Consider the following 12,323-nt stretch of genomic DNA (forward strand, 5'->3'; position numbering starts at 1 on the left):
TCATTTTTCTGGCAACTGTTTTAAATAGCGCAAAGCATCATCGACTGTTTTGACTGGTACAACTTTCATGCTCGTGCCTATTTTCACTGCAGTCGCTTTTGCTTCTTCATAATTTGATACTAGATGCGGGTTTTTCTTCTTTACTTCAGCAGGCAATTCGTCGTTAGGGGCAAAGAATACTTCAATGTCCTGACGATCAGCGGCTATTACTTTGAAGTCAATTCCACCAATACGACCAACCGATCCATCCTCTAGTATTTCGCCCGTTCCTGCGATGTTATACCCTTTCGTTAAATCTTCGTCTAACAACCGATTCATCAGCTCCAGCGTAAACATGAGGCCCGCTGACGGACCACCAATGTCTTCTGTATGAATATCTACTTTCGGTTCCGTCTGCAACGTAATTTGTTCTTCAAATTGAATACCTAATCCTACACGATGATCAGTTCCGGGAAGTTCTTTGAGTTGCAAAGGGATATGAATCACTTGTTTACCGCGCTTCACTTGTAGATCGACCTCTCGTCCTGCTGGCTTCGTCCCAATTTCATCAATGAATTCTTGGGTTGATGCCAGCTGTTTTTGATCGATTGTTTGAATGACATCACCTACTTGTAACTTCCCAGCAGCCGCGCCATCCGCTAATACCCCCACTACAAATACCCCTTTAAAAATCTTTTCGATTGGTAAATTCGTTTTGTTAAACGCTACTGAAATTGCATGCATTTTCGAGTCAGTCATCAATTTCTTTTGACGTACAGCATATTCCTCATCACTCTCGCCATGCCTCCGAACCTTCGTGGCAGGTAATAATTTCATTTTATCCGTAAAGTTGGAATAGGCGTATGTGATAGGTGTTGCTTTTCCAATAGCGATCGTCATTAAACTGAATGTCCCTTGATTGTTCTCGTCTCCTCCCTCAACTTCAACAAGCGGCGCTAAATCGTATGCACCACCCGGACGCGAAATATACATATCTAACGGATAAAGTCCGAGAACCGCTACCAACACTAGGACAATCGCCAATATACCCCATTTCCGCATTTTCATAAAAGCACACCTCCATTAATAGCCTGTACGAATACAACATATATATTACGGTAGATTCCATTGGAGTTCAAAAAATAGGAAGGAGAGCGACGGATGCATAGCCATTTTCCTATCCGCCACATAGACCTATGATTAATGTGACGGTCATTTGGGCATTAATTATATTATTTATCATCCAGCCTGATGTTGCGCATGAAGGAGCCGTTTCTGGCGCCCAATTATTTCTCCATGCTTTATTACCTTATTTGTTGCCTTATATCATTTTGACGCAATGGCTATTAAAAATGCCAACGAATCGTCATCAGAAAAGCCAATGGAGTAGGTACATAAAAGCGTATGTTCTCGGTTCGTTTGGGGGTTTTCCAGTGGGAGCCGTCACGGTTAGTGAAATGAAGAAAAGCGGCGAACTATCTCCGAGAGAAAGTAGCCTATTGCTTGCAGCTTGTCATGCACCAGGACCTATGTTCATCATCGGATTTGTAGGGAATGAATTGTTAGGTAGTGTAGCAAATGGATGGAAACTGCTTATCGCTATTCATTTGGCGAATGTAGTGTTCTTCTTGTTATCCCTAATTATTTTGAGAGGACATTCTATACAACCGCCACAACAATCAATTTCACATAGTTCAAAAACCTCTCCGCTCTTAAGTTCAATTAAAGACAGTTCATCTGTCATTTTATTAGTTGCGACGACTGTAATTTTCTTCTCTTCTTTGGGAAATGTCCTTTCCCATGTAGTTTCTGCTATTTTCCCTGTCGATATGGAAATTACGAAGACCTTATTATTAGCTGTCTTCGAAATGACATCTGGTGTCCAAGCAGCTACGGAATATTTCAGCGGCACTGCGATTTATCCATTACTAATTGCAACCATCATCTCAATCAACGGTCTGAGCATCCACATGCAAGTCATGACGCTCGCAAAGGGTGCGAGCATAAGCATCCTACCATACATTGCCGGAAGAGCTTGGAACATAGTTCTCGTGCCTTTACTGTTTCTATGGATGTATTAAATTTATTTCTTTTTCTGGATAAAAAAGTGGTTATGATGAACAGTCCATCATAACCACTACATAGTATTACTTACTTTACAGATTTTATTACATATCAAACTTCTTCATCAAGGCATCGTTTACATGTGGAGGCACGAGAGACGAGACATCTCCGCCATATCGAGCGACCTCTTTAACTATACTTGAACTTAAGAATGAATATTGACTCTTTGTCATAACAAAAAATGTTTCAATACTTTCGTCGAGTACTCGGTTCATCGACGTAATTTGCATTTCATACTCAAAATCCGAAATGGCTCGTAAGCCACGAACGATAACAGTGGCCTTAATCTTATGTGCATAGTCAATTAGCAAGCCTGACGATGAATCAATTGTTACGTTACTGTATTGTGATGTAATTTTATGTATAAGTGCAATTCGCTCTTCCACCGAAAACAAAGGCTTTTTCGATGAATTATTCATTACCGCCACATGTACTTGCGGAAAGGTCTTTGCCGCTCTTTGTATAATATCCAAATGACCATTTGTCACCGGATCAAAACTTCCTGGAACGATTGCGATTTTTGCCATATCAATAGCCTCTTTTCTCATAAATAGTAACAGCTGAATTTCCGTATATCGCTGAGTTTATCCGGCTATATGTTTCATACGCCTCTGGTAACACAACCTTTTTTTCATGTTCACACACAATTGTCGCAACTTCAGACAATAAACCTTGTTTCACAAGATCGTAAATCACATCATAATATTCTACAGCTGCGTACGGCGGGTCCACGAATAATAAATCAATCGTAACATTTTTTTGCTGTAGAACCGCGACAGCTTGTCGGGCATCTTTTCTTTCAATATGTATTTGATCATCGAGTCGACATTTTTCAACATTAGATTTAATGATAGCACAAGCTTTTGCATTTTTCTCAAATACTATCGCTTGGTCCATCCCTCTTGATAGCGCTTCGATTGCGATGGATCCACTACCTCCAAATAATTCGACGACCGTTCCACCATCAAAGTATGGGCCGATTCTATTGAATACAGATTCTTTTACTTTATCCGATGTAGGTCTCGTAGAAGTTCCGGGTAAAGACTTAAGCGGCGTACCTTTTCTGGTACCAGAAATGACTCTCACTGTTTTTCCATCTCCTTTATCAGCTGTTCAATTTGTTCGATTGCAATGGATTCGTCGGACTTCTCGATTAGCACAAAGAAAATACGTTTAAACCAATTTTCTTCAAAAAATAATGTTTGATCGATCGTCCTATACGGCTTTTCTTTATAGTCGAATTTCCGTTCATTCATTACATAAAATGGTTGGATTTTGGAAAACCGATACTTACGTTTTGGACTTTCAATATAGATCGATTGTTCATTCGATGAAATTTGGTAACCCATTCTAGTCAACAATACATCTGCCGGATAATAGCTTTTGCCATCCTGTATAACTGCCTTCGCCTTCGGTACTATATCGCCGTCTACTACTAATCTCCTTGCATCCAATAATAAAAATGGATAGCTATAACGTCGTTCATGCATCGTTTTCTGAAAATACCGCGATTCGAAACCTGTTATACCTAACAAAAGATTATCCATTTTCTCTGCAGAGAGTTTACGTCCGATCTCATTATGGATTTTTTGACGGAATGTTTCATATTGCTCTTCTGAGAGCGCTTCTTTCAGACGATTGTAGACGCCTTGTTCTGCTTTCGTCCCTACTGCTTGGTCAGAGAGGAGCGATGCCAGCATACTGTTCATAGATGGCTCGTCCGCCAGAAGACGAAAGCGTGATTGCACACTCATTCTAGCGACTTGCCTTAGCACCTGATTCATTTGCTCCGTCTTCTCCACAATAAAGCGTTGCGTATACAAAGGCTGATTACGTGGCGATAGAACAACACTTATATGATCACCACCGACACCTTCAAGAATGTCCTCCATTTGTTCAATCTGCTCTTTCCTTATACCTTCACCGTAGACCGTTAATTTATTGGATGAATACGCAATCGGAATCGCTTGTGGCTGCCAGTACAATTCATTGACGAAACCGACACCGCGATAAAGACGATACGAAATTCGCTCTTTATCCGCCACTCCAACCCGCTCTAAGCCGTTCACCCACATTCCACCAATATTTTGTTCGTCTGTCATATGAAATACAGTAGTTAAAGGCTTAGCATCTTTTAATAAGACAAATGGCTTTTTAAATAATTTGCGCCCTGTTAACGGCTCTTTCTTTGGCAACTTATACGCTATAGACTGCCGATTACGTTCTCCTTCGTCAAAAGCGATACCTGATTCATTCAATCGAGAACAAGACACAGATTCTTCCGTCAGGCACCCTTGATCCACGCTTCCTTTAGGCCAAATAATTTCATATCTCCCCTCAGATAAATTATAAAAGTGATGACGGATGTACAATCCATCTGCGCGATTGATGACTTCAATTTCTTGACGATAATTATCTGGTTGCGCATTTTCATCATTTGCATTTATGGATTGACTATAGTGCAAATAAACGAGTCCACCATTAACTGCCGCCAATAGAAATAAAATCCTCACTATAACTTTCAAAGTACAACACCTCATCACATGGTATGATGGATAAGAACTATTACTAATTGCTTGAAAGGAAGCCTTGATTATGATTCAACAACGTTTTATTGAACTCGGGGAAGGTTATAGTGACATTTATGAGCTGTTCGAATTAATGTCTACAAACACCCACAGAATTTTTAAGTCTTATATTTTAGCATTCAAAGATGGCGAAAATGAAAAGCTTTCACTAGCCGTATCGTTTACACCCGCTACAGCGGATAGCAACTTTATGCCTATTTATGTTTGTAGGGAAGGTATTAAACTAACAGCGAAGAAACCGTCCAAACGTTATGACTTATTTATGGAACATGCGCAATCGCTAAACATCCAACCCGTCCGTGTGGAAGTGAAACATTCTTCTCAATTTGCTGAGAAGGAATTATATTATCAGTATATTATTGGCATTTTACGGTTAAATCACTTATTGCCGCCACTTCACTAATTGAAGAGTTACGATTATAAACCTGTTTTGTAATCGTACTCTTTCGCTTTGTCTGGCTTAGCATTTTCATACACCGTACTAACAAAAGGACGCTCAGAAGGTAATACTTTTTTCACAGCAGATAAACGCTCTAATTTACTGATAGTCCCTTCTAATTCATCCATATTACAATACAAGACAACATATTTCATTCTCTTGGAAATATAATGAACATGCCCAAATTTGCGCAGTGATTTTGCTTGTTTTAAATGATGGAGATAGACAATTACACCTTGCCGATCAATCATAATTCTCCCCCTCTTTCTTACTCCATACAATACCATATGTAAGAAAAGTCCTGCAACCTTGCATATCGAATGTTCGTATTATATTATCATATGCTAGAAACGTCATTCTTTGTCGGACGAATATCATTCATCAAGGATTGCGTACCTTTCTATGAATAGGTTACACTAAGTTAGATATTTATATTCACTTCTTATTAAACGGAGTGAGAAAAAGACAGTGGGGTAAGAACAGCTACTGAGGAGGTTATTAAAGTGGGCAGGAAAACAAAAGTTGCTTTAACAGTGGGAGCTGCTAGTGTTGCTGCATGGGCAGCGTCCAAAGTGGTTGTAAAATCAGAGCCGCGGGCTGAAAAGAAAGCGCTGCAATTTTCTGAATTAGCTGTAGTAGCAGATGTACATATTGCTGATGACTCTTCCGTTCATTTGCTATCATCCTATACAAATGTCGCCGATTTAGGTGTGCATGGATTTGCAGTAGATGTACAGCTTACAAAAGATGAAGAAATTCTATTAGTACCGTGCACAGATCTATTATATTCTATTGAGATTGCAGACTACACGCTTGCCGAAATAAAAGATGAATATGATATGGACGCTGATCAATCGCATGAATCTACAGCTGATTGTTCTTCACAAATCATTTCTTTACGTGAACTATTGGAAAAGTTTCCTCAGTTGCTCATTATCATTTCTATAAGTGATTCGCCTGATACATATGAAGGAAGCTTAATTCCTTCGAAAATGTGGCGTTTGCTGAAAGAGCTGGATGCAGCGGAGAGAGTAGTTGTGACTAGTTTATATGATGAACAAATTGATCGTTTTAATTTGTATGCGCAAAATTCTGTTGCACTTGGCGCCGGTAGCGAGGAAATCAAAAAAGCATATGTTGCATATAGTAGCGGTTTTGGTCATTTATATAAACCAACAGCTGATTTATTCTGTTTACCGGAAAAGTTCGGTGTATTTCCGTTCGCTTCGGAAGGTTTCGTCAATTTTCTGAAACAACTAAATATACATGTGTTTTATGAAGTATCAGATACATCTACTATGCAGAAGTTAGCTAAGCTAGATATTGACGGATTTATCACGAGTACACCTGACGAGGTTTTGACTTATTGTAACCAAAACTAAACCCTGCATTTTTGCAGGGTTTTTGTTATGGGATTTATGCCGAGCAAGAGCAGCTGCCGCCTGAGCCGCATCCGCCACCACATGAACTATTTGTAAATACACCGTCGCCAGCAGGTACTTTTACCGCATCGGAAACGGACAGTCCGATGATTCTGCCGATATCATCTAATAACGCTTGAACATCGTTTTCTGCCAGACGTAGAGCGGCAACTTCTTCTCGCAAATCTAAGGCTCTTTTTTGAAGACGGATCTCCTTCATAATCACCTTATAATCAGGATGGTAACGTCCAAAACGTTGGACGTCTTCATATTGTTCTTTCATTTTAGTAAACGTTAAGATTTCTTTCCGTAGATCAGCATCTGAATACACACGGTCGTAAGCGTCACGATAGATTTTCACAACCTCAGAACGCAGCAGCATATCGGAAAGTTCTTCCGCCATATCAATGACACGCATCCATTCATCTGTCATCATCATAAATTGCCGCACCTCCTATCTGTACCATCATACCAAAAAACATGTCATTCGCCTATTCATTAAGATTTTTCGTCAAGATGGTTTCGATCGAGAAAAGCACGTTTTACTTCTTCCATATCACAAAACGGAAGTATCTTTTCTCCAATATGTTGGGTCTGCTCATGACCTTTTCCAGCAACTAAAACGATATCCCCATATTGTGCCTTCCGAATCGCGTACCGAATCGCATATCTTCGATTAATTATCACATCAATAGGAGTTGCAAATCCTGTTGTGCCTGATAAGATGTCCAAAATAATTTGCGCTGGTTCTTCCGATCGCGGATTATCAGACGTCAAAATGACATATGAACTATAATGTGCTGCTATGGCACCCATTTGTGGTCTTTTCTCATGATCACGATCTCCCCCACAACCGAACACGCTCCATACATTCTTTCCTTCCTCACGCAACGCTTCCAAAACCACTTGTAAAGCATCAGGTGTATGCGCATAATCCACGTAAACGTCGATGCCATCCTGGGAATACTTTTCCATTCTCCCCGTAGGTAAACGTAGTGCTGAGACATATTTCTGGATTTCGCAGAACGGATAATCGAGTAGCAATAATGCACAACAAGCTGCTCTGGCATTCAAGTTATTATGTTTACCAGGCACATGAATTACTAACTCTCCTTGCTCCCCGTTGACATGATCACTACCAAAATACATCGGCGGAACGTTCATCTCCTTGCTAATCTCATAGCAAAGCAAATCATCTTCATTGACAATCATCTTTTTTGCTAATGAGAATAACTGCTTTTTCGCATTAATATACTGTTGTTTTCCGCCATGTTCTTCATAATGATCAATCCCGATATTCAATAAAATACCGATTGTTATCGGACAATGTGCTAAGCGATTAGCATATAAACCTAATGATGAAGCTTCAAGAACAACATGCGTAACGTGTCGATCAACACAATCACGTAAAAGTGGATGCAATTTTTCTGCAGGCATCGTCGTCATCGAGTCTTCTGTTGACGCAAGGAATTTGCCATCAACAAAGATCCCTGTCGTTCCTATGACAGCAACGCTTTTACCGGCTGCACGGAGCATCTGACCAATAAAATGACTAACCGTAGTCTTACCATTGGTTCCGGTAACAGCGATGATTGTTAATTCTTCTGCTGGATTACCTGACATCATTGCACTTGCGTAAGAAATGAATAGCGAACTATCCGGTATCACTAATACTGTAATTTCTTCAGGTATACACGAAAGGTCTATATGAACTCGATCAGTAACAATTGTATTCGCTCCTTTTTCGAGCGCTTCCTCAATAAACTGCATGCCATCTTGCACTCTACCTTTCCTAGCGACAAATACATATCCCTTCTGCACTGTCGTTGACGATTCAGTGATTCCATTGATTGTTTGTCGAATCGAGCCTTGCAACACTGTACATGGCCAATCTTTCATTAGTTCTGATAAAAGCAAGGTATCTCGCCCCTTCCCGAACATTTTATACACCACAGAATATAATGAAACGAAGCATAAAGTATCTTATGAAGGGTGTAAGAAGAATGTCACGAGAAAGTTGGGATTCTATGATTATCCAAAAGTTTGGTGGGATTGCAATGCAGAATCAGCAACAACGGGCGAAGTGCATTCAACATATTAAGCAAGCTTTGTCGAAATATCGTTCGGTTGTCGTTGTTGTGTCTGCAATGGGTAGAGGTCAGGATGCCTATTCGACCGATCAATTGCTTAAAGTTACGGATGCTTTCGCAAACTCTGGGGAGGCAAGAGATTTAGCTGCTGCATGCGGTGAGTTGATTTCATCTGCCGTATTGTCTGCCGAATTAATTAATGCAGGTATAGATAACACAATCATCTATGGACAAAATACAGGCATTCGTACAACCGGTGATTTTTGTAATGCAACGATTGAAAAAATCAATACCTCTCATTTATTAGAAACACTGAAAAGTCATTCTTGCCTAATCGTGCCCGGCTTCCAAGGGATGAATAAGTTAGGTCAGTTTATGACATTAGGCAGAGGTGGCAGTGATTTGACAGCCATCGCTTTAGCCGATGCCCTACAAGCTAGTCATGTTGAATTTTATAAAGATGTTCCTGCAGTCATGTCTGCTGATCCTCACAAAACCTCTTTATATAAACGATTTGACCGATTAACATTTGATGAGTTTTTACCATTGCTAGATTGCGGACGACCAATCATACAGAAAAAAGCTGCGATTCATGCAAAAAAAAATGCGATACCTCTTCATATACGAGGCATCGCGTCTGACGAGGAGGGTACGTGGATCCTCCCTTAGTCTTCTTCTATCATGTCTATCGTCTTATTCTGCGTAACGAAAGACTGTGTGTAGTATTTATTATAAACACCGACACCCATATGCGTAAAGGATGGATTCAATAGAACGTCTCTATGCTTTGGTGAATTTAGCCAGCCATGAACCGTTTCAATTGCATCAATATAATTAAAAGCTGTATTTTCAGCCGCTTTCGTGTTAGGTATTCCTGCTATTTTCAAACGCTCTGCAAAGAGTTCTGTCGATTGTGGCGTATGTGAACTGTACTTCTGAAAAATCATTTCTTGGCTATGCTCCCATGACAGCGTAGCCAATTTTTCATCATTTTTTAATAGGGGTACGTTATGCTCTTCTCGTAACTGATTAGTCAGCTCAAAAGTTTGTCTTTCCATGGACCGGTCGACTTCTGTTTGAACGGTTGATGACGGCTTTGGTGCTTCAATCATTTCTCCTAAGTAGGTCATATCATACGGCTGGTGTTTCACAAGTGTACTCGGGCTAATAAAACGAACCCCTTCTAACTGACCATCCACTTGATCGATATATAACTGAACATATAAGTTCTGATACGGTATAAGCATCCGATTATTAATATCTTCGCTGTTTAATGAAAACGTATAAATATTTTCGTTGATAGCCACATCAATCTCTGACTCGATCGGGGTAAATCGATGAATTTCTTCCACATCCTGACGTATCCTAAATGGCGAAACATCCAATTGCTCATCCGCTGTATAAATCTGATTTACTTTACCTTTTAAAACACCTGCCATCAAACGTGGTTCTTTTGTATACACCCACCATTCATATTGAAAACTTGAATGTTCTATACGTGATGGTTTACCGAAATCCTCCTCTAGCTTTTGCACTTTTTGACCAACATAAATAGATATTCCTTCTTCTGGTCTCGGCATACCTTTGCCACCTATAGATTGATCCTTTTCAGGTACTGCAATAGGAGAACCGTGGTGAACAGGTGATTCAAGTGGTTCATTTTCACTTACATTATCATTCATAAAATAGAATACCCCCATGACAATAGCTAACAGAAGAAGGATCTTCCAACCAACTCTCCACATGTACTCTCCCTCTCCTTTCTATACTTCGATTCCTTGTTACTAGAATCATTCTTTCTATTATTGTACAGAATACGCGAACTGTAGTCACCTTTATTACATAGCATAAGAAAGCGTTGACACAATGTTGTCATTGCAACTAAAATTGATTTGTTTTATGATATAATGGTATAAGTATTTGTCTGGACGAACATGAAGGGGGATTTACGAATGTATGTTGAAAATACAGGCATTAAGGGCCTTGTAGCAGATCTAAAAGTTATGGAAGAAGTTATGCTTAAGAATAATCTTGGACTTGATGGACAATGGGATTACGAGCGTGTAACTTTTGATAAGAAGTATGTGATCCGTGAAGGTACATATTACTTACGTATTTTTGGAGAGTTAGTTGAGGGCGATATTGATGGTAGAAAAGCAACGGTTCGCTTAAAGCAGCCTGTGCTTGGTAAGTACTATTATCCATTTGGTGTTGAGTATGGAGAAGATGAAGACTTCCCAGCTAGCTTAGTTAAGGACTGCGAGTTAACAGCTAAAGCAGTTTATGACGAGTTAAAGCAATATAGTTTGTAATTTATGTGAAAAAGCTGAAGAGCTTATTGTTCTTCGGCTTTTTCCTTCTATTACTCCACTAATTTGGTTATACTAAGTGAAGTATCTACGTGGAGGACGATAACTTTTGAAATTTATTACAAAACGAAATTTATTAGTTACACTAACAATCATCGTTTTATTATTGATTGCATTTTTTATTTTACCTGTATCGATTCCGATTATTTTAGCGTTCATAACAGCCCTCGCTTTAGATCCATTGGTGAAATCAGTAGAGAAGAAGTTTAATTGGAAAAGAAAAGTTTCTGTAATTGTGAATTTCATCGTCTTCGTCGGTGTGGTTCTCTTTCTTTTTTTCTACACAGTTACTACTCTTATCGGAAAAATTGTTCACTTCACAAAGGAAATACCTACTTATTTGAATTCACTTTCAAGCGTATGGATCAATACACAAAGTAAACTTTTTCAATATACAGTAGGGATGCCAGAAGATATTATCACAATGCTTGAGAAAGAATTTAATGAAATTATAGAATCGATTCGTATTTCTTTAATTACTCTTCTTAGTTACGATAGGATTTTAGCTTTAATATCCGATATACCTAACTTCCTCGTAAGCTTTATCGTGTTTATGATGGCTCTCTTCTTGTTTATGCTTGAATTACCGAACTTAAAATTGATGTTTTATCGTCACCTGACTGAAGCAACAGCACAAAAAGTACACTATATGGTTAGCAAATTAAACAGTGTTATTTTAGGGTTTATCAAAGCCCAGTTTCTAGTAAGTTTGATTATTCTTGTCGTTTCATTTATCGGTTTACTTATAATCCTTCCTAAATACGCGGTAGTTATGGCTTTAGTCATCTGGATTATCGACATCATTCCTATTCTAGGTTCCATCATTATTTTAGCGCCTTGGTCAATCTACCAGTACGTTTCCGGTGACTTAGCAATGGGTACAAAACTTGCGATTTTGGCAATTATCCTATTAATCATTAGACGAACAATCGAGCCTAAAGTAATGGGTTCTCAAATTGGATTGTCACCGTTACCTACATTGATTGCAATGTTTATCGGACTGAAACTATTCGGTGTCCTTGGCTTTTTCATCGGCCCTATGTTAGTGATTCTCTTCAACACAGCAAGAGAGGCAGGCATTATCAAATTAGATTTCAAAATATAATTATAAAAGGGTAAATCACACTAATATGTGATTTACCCTTTCGGTATTTAAAAGCCTAATATCGCTTTGAAAACGGGTTCTATAATATTTGTTGGGGTATGCGTACAATTTGCATAAAAAAATACACGTGATCACCGATTTCTTTTATACTTGAATTGTCTAGAAACAAGTAAAAGTGAAAGGTGATACGTGCATATGAATTTTAACA

General features: G+C 39.1%; 14 protein-coding genes. 6 read left to right on the forward strand and 8 right to left on the reverse strand.

Features of this window, described 5'->3' with window-relative positions; translation table 11 throughout:
- Positions 1-1,047: a SepM family pheromone-processing serine protease gene (locus tag CSV79_RS01220; protein WP_199171849.1), complete on the reverse strand. Its 1,047-nt coding sequence runs from the start codon at positions 1,045-1,047 to the stop codon at positions 1-3.
- Positions 1,048-1,175: 128 nt separating this feature from the next.
- Here CSV79_RS01220 and CSV79_RS01225 point away from each other — a divergent pair, with 128 nt between their 5' ends.
- Entirely contained in the window at positions 1,176-2,060 is an 885-nt protein-coding gene (locus tag CSV79_RS01225; RefSeq protein ID WP_099687205.1) for a hypothetical protein, read from the forward strand.
- Positions 2,061-2,147: 87 nt separating this feature from the next.
- Here the strand turns inward: CSV79_RS01225 and coaD are convergent, their stop codons facing one another.
- From coaD to CSV79_RS01240, 3 genes are read right to left on the reverse strand one after another with little or no spacing between them, the layout of a single operon-like run.
- Positions 2,148-2,630, reverse strand: a complete 483-nt coding sequence (gene coaD / locus CSV79_RS01230; protein WP_099687206.1) for a pantetheine-phosphate adenylyltransferase — start codon at positions 2,628-2,630, stop codon at positions 2,148-2,150.
- A gap of 1 nt (position 2,631) precedes the next feature.
- Complete coding sequence (rsmD, locus tag CSV79_RS01235; RefSeq protein ID WP_099687207.1) at positions 2,632-3,189, reverse strand: 16S rRNA (guanine(966)-N(2))-methyltransferase RsmD; 558 nt, start codon at positions 3,187-3,189, stop codon at positions 2,632-2,634.
- On the reverse strand, positions 3,186-4,628 hold the full coding sequence (locus CSV79_RS01240) for a hypothetical protein (RefSeq protein ID WP_099687208.1): 1,443 nt from the start codon (positions 4,626-4,628) through the stop codon (positions 3,186-3,188). Before CSV79_RS01240 ends, rsmD begins: the two co-directional genes overlap by 4 nt.
- A 70-nt stretch (positions 4,629-4,698) precedes the next feature.
- Between CSV79_RS01240 and CSV79_RS01245 the strand changes: the two genes are divergently transcribed.
- Entirely contained in the window at positions 4,699-5,094 is a 396-nt protein-coding gene (locus tag CSV79_RS01245; RefSeq protein WP_099687209.1) for a DUF7147 family protein, read from the forward strand.
- A gap of 14 nt (positions 5,095-5,108) precedes the next feature.
- Here CSV79_RS01245 and CSV79_RS01250 read toward each other — a convergent pair whose 3' ends face one another.
- The gene (locus CSV79_RS01250; protein ID WP_099687210.1) at positions 5,109-5,381 is read right to left on the reverse strand and encodes a YlbG family protein; all 273 of its coding nucleotides are present in this window, start codon (positions 5,379-5,381) and stop codon (positions 5,109-5,111) included.
- Positions 5,382-5,633: 252 nt separating this feature from the next.
- Here CSV79_RS01250 and CSV79_RS01255 point away from each other — a divergent pair, with 252 nt between their 5' ends.
- On the forward strand, positions 5,634-6,512 hold the full coding sequence (locus tag CSV79_RS01255; protein ID WP_099687211.1) for a glycerophosphodiester phosphodiesterase: 879 nt from the start codon (positions 5,634-5,636) through the stop codon (positions 6,510-6,512).
- A 34-nt stretch (positions 6,513-6,546) separates the two neighbouring features.
- On the opposite strand, the gene CSV79_RS01260 is transcribed toward CSV79_RS01255, so the two are convergent.
- Entirely contained in the window at positions 6,547-6,990 is a 444-nt protein-coding gene (locus tag CSV79_RS01260; protein WP_099687212.1) for a YlbF/YmcA family competence regulator, read from the reverse strand.
- A gap of 59 nt (positions 6,991-7,049) precedes the next feature.
- Positions 7,050-8,468, reverse strand: coding sequence for a Mur ligase family protein (locus CSV79_RS01265; protein WP_158232439.1), 1,419 nt, complete (start codon positions 8,466-8,468; stop codon positions 7,050-7,052).
- 86 nt (positions 8,469-8,554) lie between these two features.
- On the opposite strand from CSV79_RS01265, the gene CSV79_RS01270 reads away from it, so the two are divergent.
- A complete protein-coding gene (locus tag CSV79_RS01270) occupies positions 8,555-9,310 on the forward strand; it encodes an amino acid kinase family protein (RefSeq protein WP_233201332.1) in 756 nt (251 codons plus the stop codon).
- Here CSV79_RS01270 and CSV79_RS01275 read toward each other — a convergent pair.
- Positions 9,307-10,323: a CAP domain-containing protein gene (locus tag CSV79_RS01275; protein WP_158232440.1), complete on the reverse strand. Its 1,017-nt coding sequence runs from the start codon at positions 10,321-10,323 to the stop codon at positions 9,307-9,309. The genes CSV79_RS01270 and CSV79_RS01275 overlap by 4 nt on opposite strands.
- Before the next feature lie 270 nt (positions 10,324-10,593).
- Between CSV79_RS01275 and CSV79_RS01280 the strand changes: the two genes are divergently transcribed.
- Positions 10,594-10,953: a YugN family protein gene (locus tag CSV79_RS01280; RefSeq protein ID WP_099687215.1), complete on the forward strand. Its 360-nt coding sequence runs from the start codon at positions 10,594-10,596 to the stop codon at positions 10,951-10,953.
- A 106-nt stretch (positions 10,954-11,059) separates the two neighbouring features.
- Complete coding sequence (gene ytvI, locus CSV79_RS01285) at positions 11,060-12,115, forward strand: sporulation integral membrane protein YtvI (RefSeq protein ID WP_099687216.1); 1,056 nt, start codon at positions 11,060-11,062, stop codon at positions 12,113-12,115.
- Positions 12,116-12,323: the final 208 nt, after the last annotated feature.

Source organism: Sporosarcina sp. P13 (assembly GCF_002743055.1).
In the GTDB taxonomy this organism is placed as follows: domain Bacteria; phylum Bacillota; class Bacilli; order Bacillales_A; family Planococcaceae; genus Sporosarcina.